Source organism: Pseudomonadota bacterium (assembly GCA_018817425.1).
Lineage (GTDB): Bacteria > Desulfobacterota > Desulfobacteria > Desulfobacterales > RPRI01 > RPRI01.
Genome location: JAHITX010000090.1, coordinates 1 through 26496 on the forward strand (window position 1 = coordinate 1; position 26496 = coordinate 26496).

Genomic DNA, 26496 nt, shown 5'->3' on the forward strand with positions numbered 1-26496 from the left:
GATAAAATGCAATCTCCCAAACGGGATAGCGTTGGGCTTCACCAGTGAGGTTGCCGCCACCTGCCCGGACCATGCTCCTTTGCGGGTATTAAACACCAATGGAAAACCGGTCTTCTTTTCAGAACACATCGTTTTCTCTTGGTGTATCATATCTCTCCCTTCCACGCCTTCAGTTTATCCCTTTGGTTAATTTGCGAAGCAATCTACGAGCTCCTTATGTTTTTCCCTGCTCCCCATTTTATAACTTGACATAAGACCAGCACAAATAGTATGAATTTATAGAGATTTATGGATATTTTATATGCTTAAGTATTTAGTATGCTGTGCCGATATTATAACATGGTGCAAATCTTAAATATACAAAGCAGGTACAAAAACCTTAAATGATTCTTATTCGTCATATCTTACTGCGGGGGGAGGGTTAGACGAATAGCCGTGAATTTGCATTCTTTAATACTCCCTTTTGCCTTTTACTTTATCAGGCTTAAATATCCGTTTTTAAAATACTTAGTGTGGTTTTAATGATACTTGCGGAATTCGAATATGAAAAATATTAAAATAAATAAGTTATTCCTTTTTATATCTGTTTTGTTTTTATTTCCAACTAATCTTATAGCCGGTATCATTGTCACAGCTAAAGGAATAAGTTTTTTTGAACCTGGAAGAGAAGTTATAGCAAGAGAGAGAGCCATTGATGAAGCTAAAAGAGCTGCTCTGGAACAGGCAATCGGTTCTGCTGTTGAATCAAGTACAACGGTTGAAAATTTTGTTGTGATAAAAGACCAGATATTAAGCAGGACAGCAGGATATCTTAAAAACATAAAGGTTATCAAAGAAAAAAAAACCGACATTGGGACATTTGAAGTTGAAATCGAAGCGGATGTTGAAACATCGGCAATACTTGAAGATCTTGACAGATTTAAAAAAGTATTAAGCTGGCAAAAAAATCCCCGTATAAGTATCATAATCGATAAAGATATGGATAAAAAATATCTTCCTTCAGCCCGGAAATCAGCGTCTATTCTTGCCGATAAACTCAAACAGGGCGGGTTTAAAGTATTTAAATACTCTAAAGACCGTGAGTCTCAGATGGGCCTTTTGGTCAGCCTGTCTATAGAGCTTTCCTCAAGTCAGTCTTCATATCAGGATATGGATCTTTCAGTAAATGAAATCAGCTTAAGCGCAAACATTTACCGACCTGATGATGGAGAAATATTAGGCACGTCCAGTGCGGTAAAATCTCTTCCCGGAGAAAACAAGCTTATACTTATCGATAAAGGTGCAAAGTACTGTATTGATTCGATCTGGACCGACCTTCGGAGCAAGCTTGTACAAATATGGGAAAAAGAGCTTTACAGCGAAAGAGATATAAATATGATTATTAAAAATATCCCTTCTCATGATAAAGCTCTTGAAATATCCAATGCTTTTAAATCCGATGTAAGTGGGATTCTTGATGCAAGCCTTGCAGGCTTTAAAAAAGGAACCGCTGAATTTAATATCAAATACAAAGGTTGGCCGGAACACCTGTTAAATGAAATGCAACTGTCATATTTTAAAAGAAAATATTTTAACCCAGCAGTTGAAAAAGTTGAAGGAAACAAAATAATTATAAGAATGAATTAATATGCAATCGGAGGCTGAATATGATTAAAAGGGCAATATATGTCGGGCTGATTTTTTTGCTGACTGTTTTCATGTTTTCTTGTGCTGCAGGAAAAAAGGATTATGAAGTCGGTATGCAATTACGCCAGGCAGGTAAATTTATGGATGCAATTTCCTATTTAGAAAAGGCTATTCAAAATGAACCGGATAATGCAGACTATAAACAAGCTTTATCGGAACTTAAGGAGAGCGTTATATCCGGGTATGTTGCAAATGCTTCAAAAACATTAAACGCTAAATCCCCTGTTACAATTGAATCTTTAAATTCAGCCAAATCCATTATATCAAAAGCAAAAGAAATTGATTCAAACCATCCTTCGGTAACAAAACTTTCAGATGAGATTAATAAATATGAAGAACAAATTATATCAAAAACAAAAAAATTATACGAAGAAGCCAAGACTATGCTGGCAGCGGAAGAATGGCTTGAGGCAAATGCCGGCCTGAAACAGATTCAGGAAATATTTCCCAATTATATAGATTCATCCCAGCTTTTAGAGCAAACATCAGAAGAAGGCTCACAAGCTTTTTATAACAATGCCAAGGTTCTTTTTGACAAAGATAATTATAAGGGGGCAGCAAAAAATCTTTATGATGCAATTTCCTTGAAACCTGATCACGAGCCTTCTTTGACACTACTTACTGTAATAAAACAAAGGGATAATAAAAATTATTTTATTCAAAAAGGCAGACAAGCCGTTTCGGAACAGGATTGGACTACAGCACTTAAGGCATATAATAAAGCTTTGGAATATTCTCCAAACGACGGGACTTTAAAATCACTGATTGCCGCAGTTTCACAAAAACTTGGCACATATTATGTCAAAACAGTCAGAGACCAGGTGATGGATGGATGGCTTTTTAAGGCTTTCGAAACCTATAACCTGGCATTAAAAAATGTAGATGATCCCAATACAGCAGAATTCAGAAGTGTTCGAAATGAACTTGCAGCGAAAGCTAGTTCAATGGGCACTATGTTCAAAGATCAGAAAAAATATGGAGCTGCCTGGTTTTGGTATAGTAAGCTCAAAAGTATTTCTCCGGATTATCCTGAAATTTTTTCAAATAATCTTGCAATGGAAGATAAGATAAGACAAAGAGTGCAAAAATCTATAGCTGTTTTTGATTTTTCCAGCCCTTCACAACATAAAGATTCCGGGATCATAGTAGCGAATAACCTCATAACCTACCTTTTTAAGAATGCAAGCGGAGATATCAAGATTCTTGAAAGAGAAAACTTAAAATCAATATTGGAAGAAATGAAGCTCGGTCAAATTGGAGTTGTTTCCGAGCAAACTGCAAAAGAGATGGGAAGAGTATATGGAATAGATGTCGCTGTCATGGGAAGTGTTTTACTATACCAGGTAGAAACATCCGTTTCTCAGGGAATAAAAACCACAAGATACCAGATAGGAACGGAAATTCAGGACAATATTGAATACCTAAACTGGTCGGCCAGAAATCCCAATCCTACTCCGGGCCAGCTTGCATCTGCGCCTCCGGCAAAAATAACAACGCCTAAATATACTGAAAAAGATTATTCCGTATCCAATCATAAGAAGGTGGGCTTTGTTCAGCTTTCATTTAGGATTGTTGATGTTAAAACAGGAGAAAATATTCAGGTCAGAACTATTGAACGTAAGGAAACCGTTGAGGATGATACAAGCGCGGGTCTTCCGGAAGCCAAGGTTAAATACGATCCTCTTGTTATTCCGACAGATACCGAACTTCTTCAAAAAATGACGAATGAGGTGGTTGCGGAACTTGGCAGAGAAGCCTTAAAACCTTTAAGTAACCTTGAAAAAACATATTTTCAGGATGGTGAACAGTATTTAAAAAGAAGGGAAAGGCTTTTGGCTGCAGAGAGTTTTGTTAACTCCATTTTCGATGAAAAAATGAAAATGATTTTAGGATCTCCTCTTACAAAAAAAGCAATGGAGCATCTTGATAATATCTTTCGTAACTATAAAGAGAATTAATTGGTAGGAGTAAGAAATTTGTTGATGAAAAGATTATCTTGCCTGCTGTCAATATCAGCCTGTTTATTGCTTATATTAGCTCATTATTCTTATGCTGCGCAGAAAAAGATTTTGGCAATTTTTAACCTTTCCGCAACAAATATCGAAGCCATGGGTTGCAATGGAGAAATTCTTCAGGCGCTTATTTCATCTATTGAAACCGACAAGAGCATTGATCTGTTGCCGAGAAGAGAAATTGAGGAGGTGCTTTATATATCAGATATTGTTTTGGATAACTCTGAAAAAGCCGTGATTGAGGCAGGAAAAGCACTCGGAATAAATTTTGTTGTTTTTGGAGAAGTAACTAAAAAAGGATCTTTAATAATAGCACGTCTTAATTTGATGGATATTGAAGGTAAAACTATTATAAACAACTGGAGTGTTGTTTTCCCGAACAGCAATTCCATTCTAAAAAAAATCCCTGAAATTGCAAAAGAGATCGGCGCTTCTCTTTCAAATCGAAAAAAAGCATCAACTATATCAGTAACTGAGACAGAATCGCTCCCATCATTAGATCTCGATTATCTCAATGTACTAAATGAAGGCGATTCGGTTGGTTTATCATGGAAAATAACTACCCAAAAATCACCAATATCCTGCAATATTTATCGTTCGGAAAACAGAAAAGGCCCTTACCAGTTTGTGGGCAAAACATCAGATACATATTTTAAAGACACCACGGTTAAGAAAGGGCAGTCATATTACTACAATATCGGAATAATTCATGGAATCGAACCGGAGGTAAAAAGCTCTCACACTGCACAGATTTCAAATGTAGGGCAAAGAATACCGCATCCTCCTCTGGTTATGGGTATAAAAGGTTATATCAAAAGAGTGGGTATCAATTTAGTTCCATCTCTTAAAAATGAACAGGAATACTTTAATATAATAAAATATACTTTATACCGCCAGAAAAGTCCAAATGACTGGGAACATATCAAAACAATTGATTTGAAAAACAGGACAGAAACCAACCCGGTCTTGACAGTGTTTGATGAAAAAGATTTAAAAGATGGAACAAATTATACTTATGCACTTTCAAGCACGGATGATTCAAATATCGAAAGCCCCCGTTCCGACCCTGTTTCGGTTTCTACAGTACAAACTCCTGTATTAACTCTTGAGAAAGATAATCTATTAAGAAAAATAACGCTTTCCTGGAAATTTATTGAAAGCGCATCTGGTTATAATGTATACAGAAAAATTGATAACACGTCCTGGGAAAAAATAACCGATATCAAAGAAATCTTAACAACAAATTTTGCTGATGTACAAAACATGTCCGATGGGCAGCAGTATTTTTATCATATCACGGCATATGACGATAAAAAGGAATCCGGCCCATCAAACGAAGTTAATGGAAAAACAAAGGACCTCCCCTCGTTTCCTGAAAATTTGCAATCTCAAGGTGTTTTTGCTAAATCAGTTAAAATAACATGGACTGCTTTAGAAGACCCGGATCTTGGCGGTTACAACATTTACAGGGGCATTGATTGTAATAATTTACAAAAAATTGCTTCAATTAAAAATTACAGATCAAACACTTATCTTGACAAAGGAGATGTCTTAACACCTTTTGAAGATGGCAAGATTTATTTCTATGCGGCAGCATGTTTCAACCTGTTTGATACCGAAGGAAAACTGAGCAAATGTATTAAGGCGGAGACAAAACCAAGACCGGCATCAGTTAAAGTACTGACGGCATCAGCTGCATCGGACCATATTGTTATAAGTTGGAAAGAAAATTTTGAAACCGATATAGCAGTAAATCATTTATATAGAAAAGATGATCAAGCGTCATGGTCTAACTTGCAGGCGTTATCACCTGTTCAACTATGGTCTGAGATACAGCAGTTAAAACCGGGTCAGACTGATTATAAGGACTTTGACCTTAAAGCGGGAGGAAGTTACAGTTACAGAATTATTTCAGAAGATAAAGACGGTCTTGAAAGTGATCCTGCGGAAACTCAGCCTGTGGCAAGTCCGATAGCAAACAAAGAGCAGTATTAAGTAAAGTATTTGCTATATGACTTTTCAATTTATTTATCCGTGAATATATGAAATTGATTAAAAAATTGTTGTTCTGGACAACGTTCTGGAGCGGGATTCTTTTAATAATTGCTCTGCTTATATCGCTTTTATTGCCACATATTATAAGCACTAAAGATCTTAAAACCAAAATAGTGGAGCAGGTTTCTTTCAGGATAGGCTATAAGCTCAAGCTCCACGATGTCGATATTTTACTATTTCCCCGACTTCACGCCGATATAAGAAACGCAGCAATATCGGTACCCGGTAATTTTTCAGTAAACATAAACAGTGTCAAAGCATACCCTAAAATCTGGCCACTTCTTACCGGGGATATTAATATTTATAAGCTGTATATTGATAGCCTCAACATAAAAATAAATATTCCTGAAAAACTTCTTAATGAAAACGATTTTCAGATAAATACTGCTTTACGAAAAGTAGAAAAAAAGTTGTATGATTTTATCAGGAGCCGAACTGTTGAAAAAACTGATATAGTTGTTGAAATCAGCAACGGTAATGTAGGGCTTTATAACGGTAGGCATCTTCGTTTCAATTTTACCAGTATATTTTCCCACATTATACTAAAACCAAAACATATCAAAATAGCATTAGATGCTAAATCAAATATTACAGATAGTATATCGATAAAAAGCCAATATTACCCTGATAATACAAAAACTAAAGGAAATATCAGATTAAATAACTTAAATCCCAAACTGCTTTTTTCTTATCTTTATCCTGATTCTGATTTAAAGATTGATAATTCAAAAGCGGATTTAAGATTATATTTTTCGAAAAAAGGAGTTTTGAATTATTACTCAAACTTCGAAGGTGAAATCCCGGTTCTTTCGTTTAAAAGAAATAATGAAAATTTGATTCTAAAAAGCAGACATCTTTCCGGAAATATAAATATAAATGGAGAGAGAACTTCAATAAATATTGAAAAGCTGATTCTTGATAACACCGGCTCAATTTTTTCAGGAAAATATATTGTACATATGCCGGATTCTTCGGTGCAGCTTGATCTTAAAGGAAAAGATATAGATATTAAAGATACAGGCAAGATTGCTCTTTTTCTTACAGGGAACTCACCTACACCCCAATCGATATTTAATGTTTTAAAAGAGGGGAAAGTTCCGTCAATAAACATAACTGCCAAAGTACCCAATATTTCTGAGCTGGGAAATATAAAGAACATATCTATAAAAGGAAAAGCTTTAAACATTAAATTATCTGTACCCAAACCATCGCTGCTGATTGAAGATATAAAGGCCGATGTAATGGTTTCGGGAGGAATCCTGGAGGCAAAAAATGCGGAAGGCAGGCTTGGAAATTCCATTGCTCAAAATGGAACTTTTAAACTTAGTCTTTTAGAAGACCATCATTTGCTTTACCTTGATGCTTTAGTGCATGCCGATCTTTCTCCACTTCCATCCATTCTTAAGCAGGTTGTTAAAAATGAGAGTTTTTTAAATGAGCTTTACTTAATAAAACAATGCGAAGGAAAAGCAGAAGGTAAATTAACTATAGATGACAAACCTGGGTCATATTTTCTAAAAGTGGATGTTTCAAAATTTGATGTAAAAGGTGTTTATAACCGTTTTTTAAATCCAATTTCTGTTAGCGGAAACAAGTTCTTTTTGGATAATTCAGTTCTTAAATTTACTGCTGCCAAAGCTATTTCCGGAAAAACTATTGTTTCAAATCTGTCTGCCGGGTTTAGTTTTGATAAAGATGATTCATTTAAAATTTTATCCGGGAAAACAACCATAGACTCCAAAGAGGTAAATCAGATTTTATTACCTTTTATAACTTATCAAAATTTGGGAAAACAACTTAATATCAAAAAAGGAACGGTTTCCTTAAATAATGTTGAATTAAAGGGCCCCCTTTTCATTCCTGCCAAATGGGTATTAACAACAGACGGCATAATGGAAAATATGATCGTTGATTGCAAATCAGTTTTTAAAGAAGCAATTAACATAACAAACCTTAAATTTAGTGCTTCCCAAAACAACAGCTATCTTTATATAAAAGTTATTGACGCTAACTTAAGAAAAACTTTTATCCCGGATCTTTCTGCAGAATTTGGGCTTGTAAAGAACTACCCCTTTAAAATTAAATCAAAACAAGCGCTAATAGATGTTAAAGAGATTAATTTGTTTACGCCGTATTTTCAATTACCAAAAACTGCCCAGGAAGAAATCAATATTCAAAAAGGAACTGCCAAATTATATAGCTTTGACTTAAAAGGGCCTTTATTAAATACTGATAAATGGCGTTTTGCAACTGCCGGCAAAATAGAAAATATGCTTGTTGATTATGAGTCTGTTTTAAAAGAACCTTTTAATATAGCAACTTTAGATTTTAGCGCATCCCGTAATTTAACAGCTAAAGGGCGTTTTGAAAGTAAATATAATATTGAATATGGATCTATTTCATCAGGCAAAAGCCATGCGACAATAAAAGGTGATATCAGCTTATCGCAAAAAGAATCGCGAGTGGATATTAGCGCTTTTTGTAAATCTCTATACTGGTTGGATATAAAAGAGATGATAAATCAGCCCGCTTTTAAAAGCTGTCCGGCAAAAAAATCTTTGAGTCCATTTGTAAAAGGCATTATCCGGGCGCATATAGATAGTTTTATATATGACGATTATGTGCTAAGCCCTGTTAATGCAGACATCTTATTCGGACAAAAGAACATAAGTATTGTTGTTTCTGAAGCAAATATTTGTGGAATTTCATTGACCGGGAAAATTGAATCATGCCCAACAAAAGTAGAATTTACAATAAATCCATTTGCAAAAGAGCAAGAGATTGAACCTTGTCTCAAATGCTTCTGGGAAGGCAAGCATCTTGCGACAGGGACTTATAATCTTAAAAGCAATATTTATTCAAAAGGAGAAGGAAAAGAAGTCTCAAAGCTGCTTTACGGAACTCTTGAATTTAATGCGAAAAAAGGAAGAATATACAGGCTTGGATTTCTTTCAAAGATTTTTGCTCTGCTCAATGTTACAGAAATATTTCGAGGCAAGCTTCCTGATCTTATAGGAGAAGGTTTTGCCTATAATACAATGATTATAGATGGAAAACTTGATAAAGGAAATTTTGTTGTAAGTAAATTTGTAATTGACGGCGCTTCAATGGCAATAGTTTGTACCGGTAATATGGATATTAGTAATGACAGGGCAGATCTTATTGTTTTGATTTCACCTTTTAAAACCTTTGATCTTATAATTAAATATATTCCTGTGTTAAGCCAGATTCTGGATGGGAATATACTATCTATCCCTTTCAGAGTAGTTGGCAAACTCGAAGATCCGGATGTTATTCCGCTTTCGCCTACGGCAGTTGGAACCGGCTTGATGAATATACTGCAAAGAACTATATCCCTTCCTGTTAAAATAATGCAGCCTGTCTCTCCGAAAAAAGAAGTTTTGTTAAAATAAATTAATCCATACAAATAGCGGTTTCAATTTCGCGGATGTTATTTAATGTATCATTTTTTTCTTTTTCGGAAAGGTCTGCGTTGTTAAGGCGTATTTTCAGGGCAAGAAGAATCATTTCATTTCTGTATTGCTCACAAGTGTATTTATTGTTTTTATCTTCTTTCATAATCTATAAAACTCTGAAATTAAAAACAGAGAGCATAATATATCCACCATCATTGATTAAACACGGCCGATTTTTTTCATAGTATCCCTGAATACTTTATAAAAAAATTCATGATCGGTTAATCCGCGGCTGAAGATTTTACCGAAATCGTTAATATTTTTTAAATTTATTATGAGGTTAACGCTTTTTTGAAATGCAGTCATATTATCCATAGTGCGAAACCTGTCGCTTAATAGAGTAACAAATATATTACGTCGTGTTGAAATGGGCAGGCGTTCGAGATTAAACAATACAGGGTTGGCATCCGGATTGGGGTTTTCGAATTTTTCGTTTAATATAATTACGTCATAAACATGATAACGCATCTTTTTCATCACATCTCTTCCGTTTTTTGCCACTGTAATGGTATATTCCATCAGATTAAGCGTATCTTGTATTGTTTTTCTAAATGCAGGATCTGATTCGCAAACAAGAGCTGTTTTTCCTTCTTCTTCTATAAAATCAAAAGGTTTGTCAGCGGCATCATATGATTCTGATGAGGCAGATTTGTCTGTGTCGGATTCATCCGAGACTGCTTCATCAAACGAAAAGCTTTCATCTAAGCGGGCTTCATTTATTGAATTGGGGGCAGGCTCGTCCTGGGTTTTTAAATCATCATTATCTGTTTTAATAGTAGTATTTATCGGGATCTTATTTTTACATTTTGGACATGCAATAAATTTTAGTTCCGAAGGAATTTTTTCATCGGCAACCCTGAACCTGCTGTTGCATTTGTCACAGTTTATATCCATGGTGTCTTTTTTCATCCCCCTAATTATGATAAACTTTAGAAACTGTCAACTGAGCCACTTTCAAAACGTTTCAGTTTGATCAAGCTCAAGGCGGGCGAAAATTTCAACCACAGGAATACATTGAGTATTTCGAGGATTGAAATTTGAGCCCAACGCAGAGATCGGTCAAAATGGGACGTTTTGAAACTGGCTCAACTTTTATTTCTTTTTCTTGCATAACCGCGGTCAATTTCAAGATCTTCAATATCGGTTGTTTTTTCTCCTCTTGAGCTTTTAACTGTATCGATTCCCCGTCCTACAACTCCTTTACGTGAAGCATAAGAGATTGCAGTTTCTTCAGAAATAAGGCTCTTGCTATAAAGGTCTACGATGAAGTCATCAAAAGTTATCATTCCGAAGGGCTTGCCTGCCTGCATAATTTCATAAAATGTTTTATCGTCAGACTCTCCGTTTAATATTATGTCTCTGACCCGTAAATTGGTGCCGAGAATTTCAAATGATGCTATACGGCCACCATCAGCTTTAGGCAGCAGCCTTTGGCATACTATCCATCGAATTGTATCAGCGAGACGAATTCGTATCTGGTTTTCTTCTTCTTTGGGGAACATGCCAAGTATGCGGTTTATCGTTGAGCCGGCATCAATTGTGTGAAGAGTTGAAACTACCAGATGCCCTGTTTCAGCGGCACTAAGAGCTATTTCAATACTATCCCTGTCTCTCATTTCACCCACAAGAATCACTTTTGGAGCCTGCCTTAAAGCTGCTCTTAAACCGTTTACGAATGAGTCAAAGTCAATACCTAACTCACGCTGGTTAAAGGTGGCTTTTTTATGAGGATGTTGGTATTCAATTGGGTCTTCAAGAGTAACAATATGAACGGATTTGTTTTCATTTATATACTCAAGCATAGCGGCAAGAGATGTTGATTTGCCGGTACCGGTTGCTCCGGTTACAAGAACGATGCCGTTTCTTTCCATTGCTATTTTATAAAATACTTCGGGAAGATCCAAGCCATCTATGGTAGGGACTTTTGTTTCAAGACGCCGCAAAACTATTGAATAATTTCCTGATCTGGCAAAGATATTTACCCTGAAGCGAGCTTTGCCGGGAAGGCTATAGGATAAATCGCAGGAACCTTCCCGCAAAAGAGTTTCGGTTAGACGATGTTCCTGATTGATAAGATTTAATGCCATTATTTCAGTCTGGAAGGGTGTCAATGCTTCAAACTTAGGTGTAATATCAATGCTTATAAGTTCTCCTGAGCTTTCAACTTGCATTGGCTTTCCAACCGTGAAATTTAAGTCGGACACATCTTTTTGAGCATCGATCATACTTGTCAAAATATGGTCTATTTCTTGTTTTCTCATGGCTTGATCCTGTAAGTTTATGCGTCAGTAAAATCTGCCGGCGGATTCTTCAATAGCGGTCTGAATTTGGCTTTTTCATTTGCTTTTGCATATGCATCATCTGCGCTGATCCAGCCCTTGTTATACAGCTCCATTATAGCGTCATCCAATAGCTGCATACCGTATTTTTTACCTGTTTGTATCATAGATGCTAGCTGATGTGTTTTCGATTCTCTGATAAGGTTACGGACGGCTGGAGTTCCTATCATAATTTCAAGTGCGGGACAACGAGCTTTAATATCGACTCTTTTAAAAAGAACCTGAGCGACAATTGCTCTTATTCCATCGGATAAAGTTGAGCGAATTTGCGCCTGTTCGTTTGATGGAAATACTTCTATTATACGGTCAACCGTTTTTGCGGCGCTTGAAGTATGCAAAGTTGCAAAAACGAGATGGCCGGTAGATGCAGCTTCAATAGCAAGAGATATTGTTTCAAGGTCGCGCATTTCGCCTACAAGTATAATATCCGGGTCTTCACGTAAAGCACCTCGAAGGGCAGCAGTAAATGATTTTGTATGTATGCCGACTTCTCTGTGGTTTACAATACACCCCTGACTTTTATGAACAAACTCAATGGGATCTTCAACAGTGATAATATGATCTCTTCTCTGTCTGTTCGCAACATCAACAATTGCAGCAAGAGTTGTTGATTTACCGCTTCCTGTAGGTCCTGTAACAAGAACAAGTCCTCTTGGGAGTAGAGCAAGCTTTGATATTACTGCAGGTAGCCCAAGTTGTTCCGCCGTCATTATAGTATTCGGAATTTCCCTGAAAACGGCCCCTATTCCGTATTTCTGCATGAAAAAATTGGCACGGTAACGGGCAAGTCCGGGGATTTCATATCCGAAATCAAGATCTCCCGTTTCTTCAAATTTTTTAATTTTTTCTTCTGGTGTTATTTCATATAACATACTTCTTAATGTATCTGAATCCAGCTCTTTATATTTGACTCTTTCTATATCCCCTCTTATCCTGAGTGCAGGAGGTTGCCCTGAAACAAGGTGAAGGTCGGAAGCGCCCTGCTCATTCATCAATTTAAAAAAAGCATCAATTTTTGCCATAAGAACTCCCGTTGCAGTATTAACTTTTTATAAATTTAGAAAACAATGCATATATTTGCCTAAATAGATTGTTTGAAAGGTTCAACTATTTGTTCTTCTTGCTCAATTGCTATATGTTCTTCTCTGCTCATTTCTATCAGTTTGGAGTAGGTTTCTATTACAGATGTAATCTGAGCCTCCATTTGTATTCTCTGCCTTTTTAGCTCTGAAATATCATTTTGCAATTGAACCAGTTTGTTGTTTGCGCTGCTTAATATTTTTTCAGCTTTTAATTCGGCATCAGCAACAATTAGTTCAGCCGATTTTTGTGCATTGTCTTTCATCTGTTCAATAACATTCTGGGAATTTATAAGAGCCATTTTAAAAGTTTCTTCGCGGTTTATATACTCTTTTATATCTTGCCTGAGTCTTTCAGTTTCATTTTTTAACTGGTCGCTTTCATTTAATAATAATTGGTAAGCATCTGCAATATCTTCAAGATATCCATCCACTTCCTCTACATCGAATCCTCTGAAACTTATCTTGAATTTACGTTGAAAAATATCAAGAGGCGTCAATTTCATTTTATACTCCTACTTTTATAATTTAAAATCATGAAAGCGTTAAAGCAAGTTGCTGAAGGCTTCTTACAAGAAAATTTTCCAGAAAAACTATTGCAAGAATTACTATGATAGGTGCAAGATCTAAGCCGCCCATATGAGGTATCCTTGAACGTATCGGATCAAGAACAGGTTCGGTGACGTTATGAATAAATCTGACTATTTGATTATAGGGATCAGGGTTTACCCAGGATAATATAGCCCTTGCAATTATAATCCACATATAAAATTTTAATATATATGCGATTACTACAGCAGTAGCAGCAAGAAAATTTCCAAGAATGGACATCTATGACCTCATAAAATATGTTATTGACGAATTATCTGCTTTTCATTAAATTCAATTTTATATATAACTAATTATATTTTCAAAGAATAGTCAAGAGATTTTGTTAATAATCATTGACATAAACAAAATTTATAAATATTCATTCAGGATAAACATTATATTATTTGCATGAAGGATTGGGAGGTTACATGGCTTTGCTTAACAGAAAAACCGGCTTTATCGGAGCCGGAAATATGGCTGAAGCTTTTATAGGAGCTATTACCAGATCAGGCATTATCGCTTCTTCAAAGGTTTTTGCAAGTGACGTAAACACGGAGCGGTTAAGTTTGCTGAAAAAAAAATATGGCATATCAGCAATAAATGATAATTTTAAAGTATTCTCCATGTGCGATATAGTGATACTTGCTGTAAAACCGCAGCATATACCAGCTGTATTAAAACAAATTACAAGTCATGAAGATTATGGCATTGATGGCAGAAAGCTTATTATTTCAATTGCTGCCGGGATCACTTTGGAAAAAATAGAAAGCATATTATATTCTCCATTGAATAAAGAAAATATAATCAATCTTCCGATAATCAGAGTTATGCCAAACACTCCTGCACTTGTTTTATCCGGTATGTCCGGAATGGCTCCAAACAGGCATGCTACTTCAGATGATATTAATGTTATTAGAACAATTCTTGAAGCAATGGGGAAAGTTATTGAATTTGAGGAAAAAGAACTTGATGCTGTTACGGCTCTATCAGGTTCCGGACCTGCGTATATTTTTTATCTTGTTGAATCCATGATTCAGGGGGGTGTAAATATAGGATTAGATCCTTATGATGCGACAAAACTTACCATTGAAACTATAAAAGGGTCTGTAGCCCTTTTGGAGGAAATGAATGAAGCTCCGGAATTATTGCGAAAACGCGTAACTTCACCTGGAGGTACAACAGAAGCTGCATTTAAGGTGCTGGAAAAAAAGAAGGTGAAAGAAATAATAGCGGAGGCTATAGCTGCTGCTGCCAGAAGATCCGCTGAGCTCAGCCGCTAAGAATCATTCCGGTTTTTGTTAAAACAAAACAGATTTATGGTAATTGTTGAGATGATATTTGAAGATGCAAAGGTTTTTAACAACTTGATATTCATTCTCTTATTATTTGGCATAATTGCGCAAAATATTTCTTGACACAAAAATTTATAGCTGTTAATAAACTTAAGGAAAAGGGAGTTGAATATTATATTTATTATGAAGATCTTATCCATTAACAACCTTATTTCAAATGTCACAGTACTACTAGTCCTAGTGGGGATAATTCTTCCCCTTGGAAGAAATGGGTTGGTAATGGCTTAGCTTTTCACCATATAAAAAGAAAATACAAAAACCGTTATCAACCATAAAAAGCTGATAACGGTTTTTTTTTGGAGGGAGTTTGCATGAAAAGTGATCTTGTAAAAAAAGGCATAGAAAGGGCGCCTCACAGGAGCCTGTTTAAAGCAATGGGCTATACCGATATGGAAATTAACAGACCTCTTATCGGCATCGCAAATTCGGCAAATGATATTATACCAGGCCATATCCATCTTGATAAAATTGTAGAAGCTGTGAAGGCTGGCGTTTATATGGGTGGAGGGACTCCTATTGCATTTGGTGTTATCGGGGTTTGTGACGGTATTGCAATGAACCATGAAGGTATGAAATATTCACTTGCAAGCAGAGAACTTATAGCAGATTCTATAGAAGTTATGGCTACAGCGCATGCATTTGATGCTCTTGTGCTTGTGCCAAATTGTGATAAAATAATTCCGGGCATGCTGATGGCTGCCGCACGTCTTGATATTCCTTCAATAGTTATAAGCGGAGGTCCGATGCTGGCCGGGAGAAAACCCAATTCAACGGGTTCGGAAAAGATTGATTTAATCAGTGTTTTTGAATCCGTAGGTGCTGTGCTTTCAGGAAGCATGAGCGAGGACGAGCTTTCCTTGATTGAAGATGCCGCTTGTCCTACATGCGGATCATGTGCCGGTATGTTTACTGCAAATTCCATGAACTGCTTAACGGAAGCAATAGGAATGGGCTTGCCTGGCAATGGAACAATTCCTGCTGTAATGTCGGCCAGAATAAGGCTGGCAAAAGAGGCCGGCATTCAAATTATGAGCCTTCTTGAAAAAAATATTACACCAAGTAAGATATTAACGGAAAAAGCTTTTAAAAACGCTCTTGCAGTTGATATGGCACTTGGTTGTTCCACTAATACTGTTTTGCATCTTGCGGCACTTGCTAGTGAAGCAAATTTTAATTTTGATCTTGATATGATAAATGAGATAAGCAAAGCTGTTCCTCACCTTTGCTCACTAAGTCCGGGCGGCAAAGATCATATTGAAGATCTTGACAGAGCAGGCGGTATTCAGGCTGTGTTAAAGGAACTTTTTGGAGCAAACCTTATTGACGGAGGTTGTATAACCGTAACCGGAAAAAGCGTTATAGAAAATATTGAAAATGCACAAGTAATTGACAACAATGTTATACGTCCTATTGGAGATCCATACCATAAAGTAGGCGGTCTTGCAGTACTTTACGGAAACATTGCACCTGACGGCTGTGTGGTCAAACAATCCGCAGTTCTTAATGAAATGTTAAAGCATGAAGGACCGGCAAGGGTCTTTAATTCTGAGGAAGAAGCAAGCAGTGCAATAATGTCCGGAAAAATACAAAAAGGAGATGTTATAGTAGTGCGTTATGAAGGACCTATGGGAGGACCCGGTATGCGTGAAATGCTTACTCCGACTTCGGCTATAGCCGGAATGAAACTGGATGCTCATGTTGCTCTTTTGACAGACGGGCGTTTTTCAGGAGGAACAAGGGGAGCTGCAATCGGACATATATCTCCTGAAGCCATGCAGGGAGGTCCTATAGCAATTGTTGAAAATAATGATATAATAGCTATTGATATTCCGGGCCAAAAAATAACTCTTAAAGTTTCTGATGAAGAAATTGCAAAAAGATTATCCTTATGGACAAAGCCTGCGCCAAAAATTTCTCATGGGTATATGGCAAGATATTCAAAAATGGTGTCTTCAGCAAGCCAGGGAGCAATTACTAAATAATATCACGGCACACTAAGAGGACTTATGAAAACAAGTAAAGAAGAGAATATGCTGACTGGCGGTCAGATACTTATGGAAATCTTAAAGAGCGAAGGCGTGGATACCATATTCGGATATCCCGGAGGCGCTGTTATAGATATTTACGATGAGCTTGCAAAAACAGACATACGCCATTTTCTTGTTCGCCATGAGCAGGGAGCAGTTCATGCTGCCGACGGATATTCAAGGGCAAGCGGCCGGGTCGGCGTATGCCTTGTTACATCAGGTCCGGGGGCTACAAATACCGTAACCGGCATAGCATCGGCATATATGGATTCCATACCGCTTGTAGTACTTACAGGCCAGGTTCCGACTCATCTTATAGGAAATGATGCTTTTCAGGAAGTAGATATAGTTGGAATTACAAGGTCATGCACCAAGCATAATTATCTTGTAACAAAAGTAGAAGATCTTGCGGAAACATTGAAAGAGGCTTTTTATCTGGCAAGATCCGGCCGTCCCGGGCCGGTGCTTGTTGACCTGCCGAAAGATGTCATAAAAGCAACGACAGCATATAAAGTGCCTGTAGAAGTAAATCTCAGATCATATAAACCGACTTATAGTCCTAATTTAAGACAGCTTCAAAAGATTATTGATCTTGTAGGCAAAGCCAAAAAACCTGTTATTTTTGCAGGAGGCGGGGTTATCTTGTCAAAAGGTTCTGAAGAACTTACAGAATTTGCAAAAAAAGCAGTAATACCGGTTACTACATCATTAATGGGTCTGGGTTCTTTTCCTGCAAGCGATCCTTTATGGCTTGGAATGATAGGTATGCATGGAACATACAGGGCTAATATGTCAGTTGGAGATTGCGATCTTCTTCTTGCAATAGGAGTGCGTTTCGATGACCGTGTTACAGGCAAGACCGATTCATTTGCTAAAAATGCAAAAATCGTACACATAGATATAGATCCGACTTCAATAAGAAAAAATATTCCCGTATCAGTTCCCGTTGTCGGAGATTGCCGTATTTCTTTGGAACATCTTAATCGAATGTTTGATGAAGCAAATTTGGTGGATCTTGCTCAAAAAAGAGAAGACTGGCTGAATAAAATAAATAAGTGGAAGGAGAAAATGCCGCTTTCTTATGATCAGAAAGATATAATAAAACCCCAATATGTTATTGATACTCTTTTTAAGCTTACAAAAGGAGATGCGATAATAACAACTGAAGTAGGTCAGAATCAGATGTGGACAGCTCAGTATTATCATTTTGACAAGCCGGGGCATTTTATTACATCAGGAGGTCTTGGATGTATGGGATTCGGACTTCCGGCAGCCATAGGAGCCCAGGTGGCCTGTCCTGATAAATTGGTTGTAGATATTGCAGGGGACGGAAGCATTCAGATGAATATCCAGGAAATGGCAACTGCTATTCAGTACGGCCTTCCGGTAAAGATTGTTATATTAAATAACGGATATCTTGGGATGGTAAGGCAATGGCAGGAACTTTTTTACGGTAAACGGTACTCCTGTACTGCAATGGAATGTTCGCCCGATTTTGTTAAGCTTGCAGAGGCATATGGTGCACTAGGCTTAAGAGCAACAAAGCCTGAAGACGTAATACCGGTTCTTACTGAAGGCATTAATTCAAATAAAACGGTTATAATGGAATTTTTGGTTGATAAAGAAGAAAACGTATATCCCATGGTTCCGGCTGAAGCACCTATTACTGAAATGCTTCTGGTCTGATTAAAATAAAAGGAGCCGAAAAGGAAAATATTATGGCAGAAGAAAAACATGTACTGACAATGCTTGTTGATAACAAGCCGGGGGTTCTTTCCAGAGTGGTAGGATTATTTAGTGGAAGAGGTTTCAATATTGACAGCTTATGTGTTGCAGAGACTATGGAACCACTTGTTTCCAGAATTACCATTGTAACAAAATCATCCCTTGCGGAAATGGAACAAATAGAAAAACAGCTTAACAAGCTGATAAACGTAATAAAACTTCGCACTGTGTCGGGGCCACGGTCTGTTCAAAGAGAGATGGCCCTTATATATGTTATAGCCAAAAACGGCCAGCGGTCCGAAGTTTTAAGAATAGTTGATATATTCAGAGGAAAGGTCATAGATGTCGGCCCTGAGCATTTTATTATAGAAGTTACAGGCAATGAAGAGAAACTTAATGCTATAATAAATCTTCTAAGACCCATGGGGATTAAAAAACTGGCAAAGACAGGGACATTGGCCCTGTTCAGATAAATTAGAGACAATAAATATATATTTAACAAGGAGAAAATCATGGCAAAAATTGATTTTGGTGGAGTAGTAGAAGAAGTTATAACATCGGAAGAATTTACTATTGATAAAGCAAGAGAAGTGCTCAAAGATGAAACTATAGCAATTCTTGGCTATGGTGTTCAGGGACCGGCACAGGCCCTTAATTTAAGAGACAACGGATTTTCGACAATTATCGGTCAGATGGAGGGTGATGCTTACTGGGAAAAAGCAATTGCTGATGGCTTTGTTCCGGGCAAGACGCTTTTTCCGATAGAAGAAGCAGCAAAAAGAGGAACGATAATTAAAGAACTCCTCTCCGATGCTGGACAGGTTGCTACCTGGCCGACTGTAAAAAAGTGCCTTTCGGAAGGTGACGCCCTTTATTTTTCGCATGGGTTTGCCATTGTATATAAAGATCAGACAGGAATTATTCCGCCGAATAATATTGATGTTATTCTTGTTGCACCGAAAGGTTCGGGAACAAATGTGAGAAGAAATTTTTTGGATGGCAGCGGAATCAATTCCAGTTATGCTGTTTTTCAGGATTATACCGGACGTGCAAAGGAAAGGACACTTGCCCTTGGAATTGCTATAGGGTCCGGGTATCTGTTCCCAACTACATTTGAACAAGAAGTATATAGCGACCTGACAGGTGAAAGAGGTGTGCTTATGGGTTGCCTTGCAGGTGTTATGGAAGCTCAGTATAACCTGTTAAGAAAGCATGGCCATTCTCCCAGTGAAGCATTTAACGAAACCGTTGAAGAACTGACTCAGAGCCTTATCCGTCTGGTAGCTGAAAACGGAATGGACTGGATGTTTGCAAATTGCAGTACTACCGCACAAAGAGGTGCTCTTGATTGGGCACCAAAGTTTCGCGATGCAGTAGTTCCGGTTTTTGATGATCTATACGATAGAGTTAAATCAGGGAAAGAAACAAAAAGAGTTCTTGAGGTAAACAGCGCTCCCGATTATCTTGTAAAATTAAGAAAAGAGCTGGATGAAATAAAAAATTCCGAAATGTGGAAAGCTGGAGCAGCCGTCCGCTCGCTTAGGCCTGAAAACAGGAAATAAGTATCTTCTAAAGAATTATTTGTATTTTGTACATCTTTTAAAGATCAGTATTTCCGGGAGAATATGATGGAACCGATCCTTTTATATGACACAACCTTAAGAGATGGAACCCAAGGAGAGAATGTCAGTTTTACCGCCGATGAAAAGCTTGATATCGCAACAAGACTAGATAACCTTGGGATACACTATATCGAAGGTGGGTGGCCAGGTTCCAATCCAAGAGATAAACAGTTCTTTGATCTTGCTAAACGGATACAGTTTAAAAACAGCCGGCTTTCTGCATTTGGCGCAACACGAAGATCCGGTATTTCTCCGGATGATGATCCCAGTTTGAAAGCACTAATCGAAAGCGATACGCCGGCTGTAACTGTTTTCGGTAAAAGCTGGGAGCTCCATATCCTCAAAATTATGGAAAATACTTTAGACGAAAATCTTGAAATGATAAAAGATACTATAGAGTATTTGAAGCATAATAATCGTGAAGTAATTTACGATGCCGAGCATTTTTTTGACGGATATAAAGAAAATAATGAATATGCACTAAAAACTTTAATCATTGCGGCACAAAGCGGTGCCGATATTATTGTGCTTTGTGATACAAACGGCGGCACTCTTCCTTTTGATATTGAAACAATAACAAATGATGCGAGAAAAAAACTCGAAAAGCATTACGCTGGAAAAAAGGCTGTCAGAATAGGAATCCATGCTCATAACGACTGTGGCCTTGCTGTGGCAAATTCAATAATAGCCGTCAAAGCTGGTGCGATAATGGTACAGGGAACTGTAAACGGATATGGAGAAAGATGTGGAAATACTGATATGACGTCAGTTATCCCCATACTTTGCCATAAAATGAACAGACAGTGTTTTCCCTATGAGAATCTTGCCAAATTGACTAAATTATCTCATTTTGTCAGTGAAACCGCAAATATGATTCCATTGAAAAGTAGGCCCTTTGTAGGAAAAAGCGCTTTTGCACATAAAGGCGGCGTGCATGTCAGTGCCATCATGAAAGAGCCTAAAGCCTATGAACATATGAATCCGGAGCTTGTAGGAAATGTACGTCGTGTTCTTATCTCGGATTTGTCCGGTAAAAGTAATATAGAATATAAAGCAAAAGAACTTGACATCGAGCTTGGGAATAAAGGATTTGACAGCCGCAAAATTGTAAATGAGATAAAGCGTCTTGAACAGGAAGGTTATCAATTCGATACAGCCGACGGATCTTTTCGGATATTAATAGAAAAATATACCGATCAGTTCAAGCCGCTTTTTGAGCTTGAGTCGTTTCGTGTTACAGTTGAAAAAGATAAAGACAGGCCATGTACGGCTCATGCGACAATTAAAATTAAAGTTGATGAAAAAAGCGAAATAACTGCTGCCGAAGGACATGGCCCGGTGAGTGCTCTTGATAATGCATTACGTAAGGCTCTTGCACAATTTTATCCCGATCTTGATTCAATGCGTCTTATTGATTTTAAGGTAAGAGTTATGGATGGCCGCGAAGGCACTGCTGCTAAAGTCAGGGTTTTGATAGAATCGCGGGATAAAGATGATCTTTGGAGTACTATAGGCGTTTCAGAAGACATTATAGAAGCAAGCTGGCATGCGCTTGCGGACAGTTTTCAATATAAATTAGCAAAAATGCTGTAAATTATTTGTTACTGAGTAAAAGATAGAGCCAGTTTCAAAACGCCCCATTTTGGCCGATCTCTGCGTTGGGCTCAAATTTCAATCCTCGAAATACTTAATGTATTCCTGTGGTTGAAATTATCTCCCGCCTTGAGCTTGACCAAACTGAAACGTTTTGAAAGTGGCTCGATAATTTGTTGTTTTTTTAAAAGGAGAAAGTATGAGTGACCGCATATATATTTTTGATACCACTTTAAGAGACGGCGAGCAATCGCCTGGAGCCAGTATGAATACCGCTGAAAAGTTAAGAGTTGCAACACAGCTTGAAAAGCTTGGAGTAGATATACTCGAAGTCGGCTTTCCTGCAACTTCCGAAGGAGACTTTGAAGCGGTTTCGGCAATATCCGAAAAGATAAAAGTTGCACAGGTTGCTGCTTTAGCCAGAGCTAACATCCCTGATATCGACCGTGCATGGGAAGCAATAAAAAATGCTGCAAAACCAAGGATTCATACTGTTATTGCGACTTCTGATCTGCATTTGAAATACAAGCTTAATATGACAAGAGAGGAAGTACTCCAAAGATCGGTTGAAGCTGTAAAACATGCAAAAAAATTTACAGATAATATTGAATTTTCAGCAGAAGATGCATCCCGAAGCGACCGAGATTATTTGTGCAAAGTATTTGAAGCGGCAATTGAAGCAGGGGCCAGCACAGTTAATTTGCCGGATACGGTTGGATACGCAATTCCTGAAGAATTTGCCGAACTGATCAGATATGTGATAGCGCATACGCCAAATATTAATAAAGCTATTTTAAGCATTCACTGCCATAATGATCTGGGTCTTGCCACGGCAAATACTCTTGCGGCGATTGTAGCAGGGGCAAGGCAGGCTGAAGTTACAATAAACGGGATAGGTGAAAGAGCCGGAAATGCTTCTATGGAAGAAGTAGTAATGGCAATTAATACCAGGCCTAATTATTTTCCGATGACCACAGGGATTAAGACGGAATATTTTTATCCGACCAGCCGTCTTGTCAGTATGATTACAGGTATACTTGTTCAACCAAACAAAGCTATTGTAGGAGCCAATGCTTTTGCCCATGAATCCGGTATTCATCAGGATGGGGTATTAAAAAATCCCATGACGTATGAAATTATGAAACCGGAAACTATAGGATTAAATACTAATAAGATGGTATTAGGAAAGCATTCAGGCCGCCATGCACTTCGGGCTCATCTTAATGATATGGGATATATACTATCACCGGAAGAAATAGATACCTTGTTTGTAAAATTTAAAGAACTTGCTGACAGAAAAAAGCATGTGATGGATGAAGATATTGAAGTGTTGGTTGCAGAAGGATTGCTACAGACTAAAGATGTGTTCTCTCTTGACTACTTAAATGTTATAGCCGGAACTACTGTCATGCCGATGGCCAGCGTACGGCTTATTGTAAACGAAAGGCCGGTTCAGGGTGCAGGTTATGGCAATGGGCCTATCGATGCGGCTTTCAATACCATTGCCAGGTTAACCGGGACTACATCTGAGTTAATGCGTTTTTCAATCAGTTCACTTTCCGGAGGAACCGATTCCCAGGGTGAAGTTACTGTCAGATTGAAAGAAAATGGCTTAGAAGCCATGGGCAGAGGAGCTGACCCTGATATCATTACTGCAAGCGCCAAAGCCTATATAAATGGTTTGAACAGGCTAGAATATCTTAAGGCTCACCCGTTAAGGATTTCCGAATCTGCTATAGATGGATAGTTGGAAATTGCGGCTTTTTTGGTGAAAAACTGTTTCAGGTCCTACACTGCATTTTTTAGGTTTTTACCGGCTTTGAATTTTACAACATTACATGCTTTGATTTTGATTGCTGCGCCGGTTTGGGGATTTCTACCCTTACGAGCAGCGCGTTTTGTTTTAGAGAATGTTCCAAAACCAACAAGAGTAACTTTGCCGTCTTTTGATTTTAAAGCTTTTGTGACATTTTTCATAAATGAATCCAGCGCTGCAACAGCAGCAGTTTTTGTGATTTTTGTATCGGCAGCTATTGCATCAACTAATTCTGCTTTTGTCATGTACTATTCTCCTTTTTTGGGGGGATAACTATACCAAAAAAAGCCGCATTTGCACAATATCTTAATATAGCATAAGAGTCAAATTTTAGTTTTTATCATTGCAGGCGCTTTTTTAATATCTGCTGCAATGTATTAAGCCGCAATCAGCGGGTAATGGCTATGGTTTAGCTCTGTTTGCGGAACATCCGGAATGGCGGCAATGTTTGCAATAGTGTAAGGGGAAAGCCAGCAAAGTAGGTAGCCCGAAGATCCAGAAAACTATGAGCAGCGGGATATCTGTATATAACCAGAAATTCGGAATTAGAGCTGTTCCCACCATGATGGCATTGGCAGCTATTTTGCCTATCATAGGTGGTTGAGGTCCCCTGTAAGTATAAAATTTCCGTAGAAATCCCGAGGGCATAAAAAGGCAGTCCATCATTTTGTAGGGATACGGACAATGGGCGCATAGATAGGGAATAACAATCATGGAGTATCCTATTATCACATATGCTATGTATGCCAAGGCCCAGAGCGGGTCTTGCTTATAGATACCGTAAGTTCCTATAATCATGAACCCATTCCAGCCGGTCTGCATGAGGATCTTATCTTTTAAAGAGAAACCATCGTGAAGTGTGCATTCAACATTGCTTTTATCAGTCATTATTCCTCCTTAATATTAACAGTTCGTATCCAAGGTACCTACAAGTTCTGTAATACTTGAAATTCTATTTTCTATAAGAAAATCTTCTATCCCTTTTATTATTTCGATAGTTGCTCTTGGGTTTATGAAATTTGCCGTGCCGATCTGAACGGCTGTTGCACCTGCTATGATAAACTCAATAGCATCATCGGCGGTAAGTATTCCTCCGACGCCTACTACGGGAATTTTCACTTTTTGAGCTACCTGCCATACCATCCGAAGAGCTATCGGCTTGATTGCAGGGCCTGAAAGTCCCCCCGTTATATTAGCAAGCCTTGAACGTCTTGTCTTGATGTCTATTGACATACCTGTAATTGTATTAATAAGAGACACAGAATTTGCTCCTGCATCGGCTGCGCTTAAAGCTATTTCCGTAATGTCGGTAACATTTGGGGAAAGTTTGACCATAAGAGGTTTGGATGTTTTATTACGAACCGCTTTTGTAACTTTATATGCTGACTTTGGATCAACTCCAAAAGCTATTCCGCCTTTTTTTACATTGGGACAGGATATATTTACTTCTATACCTGCTATCTCATTAATATCCTCTATCGCTTCAGCAAGCATAGAGTATTCCTCTATACTTGTACCGTAAATATTAACGATAGCAGGTGTTGATAAAGTTTTTAGAAATGGCAGTTTATTTTTTATAAAATCGTCAAGCCCGATATTTTCAAGGCCTATGGCATTTAACATCCCGCATGGTGTTTCAACAATGCGTGGCGGCTTGTTTCCTTTTGAAGAATTGAGGGAAAGCCCTTTTACGATTATTGCTCCTATCCTGTTTAAATCAATAAATGACTTAAACTCTTGTGCATAACCAAAAGTGCCGGAGGCGGTCATGACCGGATTTTTAAGTTGCATTCCGCCAATATCAACACTTAAATCGGGTTTGCTCATGAAAAGCTGTTATCCTCCTATTGCGCCGGCCATTTTAAATATCGGAAGATACATTGCTATAACAAGACCTCCGAGTGTGACACCTAAAAACACCAGCATAAATGGTTCAATAAGAGACATGAGGTTTGCAACCGCCTGATCAACTTCTTCATCATAGAAATCGGCAATCTTTGAAAGCATGGCATCAAGGGCTCCGGTAGATTCGCCTACAGCAATCATCTGACATACCATAGAAGGGAAAATGCCGCTTTCAACTAAAGGTTCTGACATGGTACGACCTTCCGAAATCCCGGAACGCACATCATATATGGCTTTTTCAATTACCTTGTTACCCGATGTTTTAGCAACTATATCAAGAGCTTCTAATATTGAAACTCCGCTTGAAAGCATGGTTGACATTGTTCGTGTAAATTTAGCTACGGCAACTTTACGCAATAAAATACCAAATGCTGGAACTTTAAGGAAAAAACCATCAAGTGCATACCTGCCTTTTTCTGTTTTGGCAATTCTCTTATAAACTATTACAAAAAGAATAATTGCTATTATAAGATAAATTATTTTTTGTTTAACAAATTCGCTCATAGCAACAACAATCTGGGTTGGCATAGGAAGTTCCCCTCCAAAATCTGAAAACATCTGCTGGAATACCGGAATAACAAAAACAAGAATTACTATAAGCACTACAAAGGCGATAATAAGAGTTACTACCGGATAAACCATGGCGCCTTTTACCTGTCCTTTAAGTTTTGCCGCTTTTTCTATATATGCAGCAAGCCGCTGTAAAATAGTATCGAGAACACCGCCTGTTTCTCCTGCTGCAATCATGTTTGTAAAAAGATCGTCAAACTGATCAGGATATTTTTTCAAAGCATCGGCTAAAGTTTGACCCCCTTCAACAGATTCTTTTATCTTCTTGAGCATAAGTTTGAAGGTCTTGTTTTCTTGCTGGGAGTAAAGAATATCCAGGCATTGGACAATTGGAAGACCCGCATCGATCATTGTGGAAAATTGCCTGGCGAAAATAATTATATCCGAATCCTTTACCTTAGGCTGTAAAAAAGCAACATTTTCGAAAATATCTTTAGGTTTTTCTTTGATTTTGATGGGTGTAAGCTTTTGAGCATTAAGTCTGTTTTTTACTATATCTATACTGGAAGCTTCTATCTCTCCTTTTTGGATCTGGCCTCTTTTGTTCCGTCCTTTCCATTGATAAACAGGCATACTTGACCCTCCCATTGCTATTTTGGTCATATTGTGAAAAATCAACCAGAACTATATAAAATTCATCGTGGAACA

Annotated in this window: 21 protein-coding genes; 11 read left to right on the forward strand and 10 right to left on the reverse strand. The window is 37.8% G+C overall.

What is annotated here, in order from left to right; all coding sequences use genetic code 11:
• The first annotated feature begins 543 nt into the window (after positions 1–543).
• The 4 genes from KKC46_15445 to KKC46_15460 are packed head-to-tail and all read left to right on the forward strand — an operon-like array spanning position 544 to position 9166.
• The gene (locus KKC46_15445) at positions 544–1626 is read left to right on the forward strand and encodes a hypothetical protein (protein ID MBU1055196.1); all 1083 of its coding nucleotides are present in this window, start codon (positions 544–546) and stop codon (positions 1624–1626) included.
• A 20-nt stretch (positions 1627–1646) separates the two neighbouring features.
• Positions 1647–3644 carry a hypothetical protein gene (locus KKC46_15450; GenBank protein ID MBU1055197.1) on the forward strand — a complete coding sequence of 666 codons (1998 nt, stop codon included), beginning with the start codon at positions 1647–1649 and terminating at the stop codon, positions 3642–3644.
• Positions 3645–3668: 24 nt separating this feature from the next.
• On the forward strand, positions 3669–5693 hold the full coding sequence (locus tag KKC46_15455; GenBank protein ID MBU1055198.1) for a hypothetical protein: 2025 nt from the start codon (positions 3669–3671) through the stop codon (positions 5691–5693).
• 47 nt (positions 5694–5740) lie between these two features.
• The gene (locus KKC46_15460; protein ID MBU1055199.1) at positions 5741–9166 is read left to right on the forward strand and encodes an AsmA-like C-terminal region-containing protein; all 3426 of its coding nucleotides are present in this window, start codon (positions 5741–5743) and stop codon (positions 9164–9166) included.
• Position 9167: 1 nt separating this feature from the next.
• Here the strand turns inward: KKC46_15460 and KKC46_15465 are convergent, their stop codons facing one another.
• The 6 genes from KKC46_15465 to KKC46_15490 form a co-directional block, all read right to left on the reverse strand.
• Entirely contained in the window at positions 9168–9332 is a 165-nt protein-coding gene (locus KKC46_15465) for a hypothetical protein (protein ID MBU1055200.1), read from the reverse strand.
• A gap of 56 nt (positions 9333–9388) precedes the next feature.
• Positions 9389–10138 (reverse strand): zinc-ribbon domain-containing protein, encoded by a 750-nt coding sequence (locus tag KKC46_15470; protein MBU1055201.1) that lies wholly within the window; start codon positions 10136–10138, stop codon positions 9389–9391.
• Between the two features lie 176 nt (positions 10139–10314).
• Complete coding sequence (locus KKC46_15475) at positions 10315–11490, reverse strand: PilT/PilU family type 4a pilus ATPase (GenBank protein MBU1055202.1); 1176 nt, start codon at positions 11488–11490, stop codon at positions 10315–10317.
• 17 nt (positions 11491–11507) lie between these two features.
• Positions 11508–12590: a type IV pilus twitching motility protein PilT gene (locus tag KKC46_15480; protein MBU1055203.1), complete on the reverse strand. Its 1083-nt coding sequence runs from the start codon at positions 12588–12590 to the stop codon at positions 11508–11510.
• A gap of 59 nt (positions 12591–12649) precedes the next feature.
• The gene (locus tag KKC46_15485) at positions 12650–13153 is read right to left on the reverse strand and encodes a DivIVA domain-containing protein (protein MBU1055204.1); all 504 of its coding nucleotides are present in this window, start codon (positions 13151–13153) and stop codon (positions 12650–12652) included.
• Positions 13154–13181: 28 nt separating this feature from the next.
• The gene (locus KKC46_15490) at positions 13182–13478 is read right to left on the reverse strand and encodes a YggT family protein (protein MBU1055205.1); all 297 of its coding nucleotides are present in this window, start codon (positions 13476–13478) and stop codon (positions 13182–13184) included.
• Positions 13479–13666: 188 nt separating this feature from the next.
• Here KKC46_15490 and proC point away from each other — a divergent pair, with 188 nt between their 5' ends.
• The 7 genes from proC (at position 13667) to KKC46_15525 (ending at position 23304) form a co-directional block, all read left to right on the forward strand.
• Complete coding sequence (gene proC, locus KKC46_15495; GenBank protein ID MBU1055206.1) at positions 13667–14518, forward strand: pyrroline-5-carboxylate reductase; 852 nt, start codon at positions 13667–13669, stop codon at positions 14516–14518.
• Positions 14519–14901: 383 nt separating this feature from the next.
• Positions 14902–16572: a dihydroxy-acid dehydratase gene (gene ilvD, locus KKC46_15500; GenBank protein MBU1055207.1), complete on the forward strand. Its 1671-nt coding sequence runs from the start codon at positions 14902–14904 to the stop codon at positions 16570–16572.
• Positions 16573–16620: 48 nt separating this feature from the next.
• On the forward strand, positions 16621–18303 hold the full coding sequence (gene ilvB / locus KKC46_15505) for a biosynthetic-type acetolactate synthase large subunit (protein MBU1055208.1): 1683 nt from the start codon (positions 16621–16623) through the stop codon (positions 18301–18303).
• A gap of 32 nt (positions 18304–18335) precedes the next feature.
• On the forward strand, positions 18336–18815 hold the full coding sequence (ilvN, locus tag KKC46_15510) for an acetolactate synthase small subunit (protein MBU1055209.1): 480 nt from the start codon (positions 18336–18338) through the stop codon (positions 18813–18815).
• A 39-nt stretch (positions 18816–18854) separates the two neighbouring features.
• Positions 18855–19904 carry a ketol-acid reductoisomerase gene (gene ilvC, locus KKC46_15515; GenBank protein MBU1055210.1) on the forward strand — a complete coding sequence of 350 codons (1050 nt, stop codon included), beginning with the start codon at positions 18855–18857 and terminating at the stop codon, positions 19902–19904.
• Positions 19905–19970: 66 nt separating this feature from the next.
• Positions 19971–21557 (forward strand): citramalate synthase, encoded by a 1587-nt coding sequence (cimA, locus tag KKC46_15520; GenBank protein ID MBU1055211.1) that lies wholly within the window; start codon positions 19971–19973, stop codon positions 21555–21557.
• Between the two features lie 199 nt (positions 21558–21756).
• On the forward strand, positions 21757–23304 hold the full coding sequence (locus KKC46_15525) for a 2-isopropylmalate synthase (protein ID MBU1055212.1): 1548 nt from the start codon (positions 21757–21759) through the stop codon (positions 23302–23304).
• Between the two features lie 41 nt (positions 23305–23345).
• On the opposite strand, the gene KKC46_15530 is transcribed toward KKC46_15525, so the two are convergent.
• The 4 genes from KKC46_15530 to KKC46_15545 form a co-directional block, all read right to left on the reverse strand.
• Positions 23346–23618, reverse strand: a complete 273-nt coding sequence (locus KKC46_15530) for an HU family DNA-binding protein (protein ID MBU1055213.1) — start codon at positions 23616–23618, stop codon at positions 23346–23348.
• A gap of 157 nt (positions 23619–23775) precedes the next feature.
• Complete coding sequence (locus KKC46_15535) at positions 23776–24261, reverse strand: hypothetical protein (GenBank protein MBU1055214.1); 486 nt, start codon at positions 24259–24261, stop codon at positions 23776–23778.
• A 15-nt stretch (positions 24262–24276) separates the two neighbouring features.
• Positions 24277–25200 (reverse strand): dihydroorotate dehydrogenase, encoded by a 924-nt coding sequence (locus KKC46_15540; GenBank protein MBU1055215.1) that lies wholly within the window; start codon positions 25198–25200, stop codon positions 24277–24279.
• Positions 25201–25209: 9 nt separating this feature from the next.
• A complete protein-coding gene (locus tag KKC46_15545) occupies positions 25210–26421 on the reverse strand; it encodes a type II secretion system F family protein (protein ID MBU1055216.1) in 1212 nt (403 codons plus the stop codon).
• Between the last annotated feature and the right edge of the window lie 75 nt (positions 26422–26496).

Bases quoted from the DNA above. Each gene is read 5' to 3' on its own strand.
- KKC46_15445 (MBU1055196.1), top strand. From the start codon at position 544: ATGAAAAATATTAAAATAAATAAGTTATTCCTTTTTATATCTGTTTTG.
- KKC46_15450 (MBU1055197.1), top strand. From the start codon at position 1,647: ATGATTAAAAGGGCAATATATGTCGGGCTGATTTTTTTGCTGACTGTT.
- KKC46_15455 (MBU1055198.1), top strand. From the start codon at position 3,669: ATGAAAAGATTATCTTGCCTGCTGTCAATATCAGCCTGTTTATTGCTT.
- KKC46_15460 (MBU1055199.1), top strand. From the start codon at position 5,741: ATGAAATTGATTAAAAAATTGTTGTTCTGGACAACGTTCTGGAGCGGG.
- KKC46_15465 (MBU1055200.1), bottom strand. From the start codon at position 9,332: ATGAAAGAAGATAAAAACAATAAATACACTTGTGAGCAATACAGAAAT.
- KKC46_15470 (MBU1055201.1), bottom strand. From the start codon at position 10,138: ATGAAAAAAGACACCATGGATATAAACTGTGACAAATGCAACAGCAGG.
- KKC46_15475 (MBU1055202.1), bottom strand. From the start codon at position 11,490: ATGAGAAAACAAGAAATAGACCATATTTTGACAAGTATGATCGATGCT.
- KKC46_15480 (MBU1055203.1), bottom strand. From the start codon at position 12,590: ATGGCAAAAATTGATGCTTTTTTTAAATTGATGAATGAGCAGGGCGCT.
- KKC46_15485 (MBU1055204.1), bottom strand. From the start codon at position 13,153: ATGAAATTGACGCCTCTTGATATTTTTCAACGTAAATTCAAGATAAGT.
- KKC46_15490 (MBU1055205.1), bottom strand. From the start codon at position 13,478: ATGTCCATTCTTGGAAATTTTCTTGCTGCTACTGCTGTAGTAATCGCA.
- proC (MBU1055206.1), top strand. From the start codon at position 13,667: ATGGCTTTGCTTAACAGAAAAACCGGCTTTATCGGAGCCGGAAATATG.
- ilvD (MBU1055207.1), top strand. From the start codon at position 14,902: ATGAAAAGTGATCTTGTAAAAAAAGGCATAGAAAGGGCGCCTCACAGG.
- ilvB (MBU1055208.1), top strand. From the start codon at position 16,621: ATGCTGACTGGCGGTCAGATACTTATGGAAATCTTAAAGAGCGAAGGC.
- ilvN (MBU1055209.1), top strand. From the start codon at position 18,336: ATGGCAGAAGAAAAACATGTACTGACAATGCTTGTTGATAACAAGCCG.
- ilvC (MBU1055210.1), top strand. From the start codon at position 18,855: ATGGCAAAAATTGATTTTGGTGGAGTAGTAGAAGAAGTTATAACATCG.
- cimA (MBU1055211.1), top strand. From the start codon at position 19,971: ATGGAACCGATCCTTTTATATGACACAACCTTAAGAGATGGAACCCAA.
- KKC46_15525 (MBU1055212.1), top strand. From the start codon at position 21,757: ATGAGTGACCGCATATATATTTTTGATACCACTTTAAGAGACGGCGAG.
- KKC46_15530 (MBU1055213.1), bottom strand. From the start codon at position 23,618: ATGACAAAAGCAGAATTAGTTGATGCAATAGCTGCCGATACAAAAATC.
- KKC46_15535 (MBU1055214.1), bottom strand. From the start codon at position 24,261: ATGACTGATAAAAGCAATGTTGAATGCACACTTCACGATGGTTTCTCT.
- KKC46_15540 (MBU1055215.1), bottom strand. From the start codon at position 25,200: ATGAGCAAACCCGATTTAAGTGTTGATATTGGCGGAATGCAACTTAAA.
- KKC46_15545 (MBU1055216.1), bottom strand. From the start codon at position 26,421: ATGCCTGTTTATCAATGGAAAGGACGGAACAAAAGAGGCCAGATCCAA.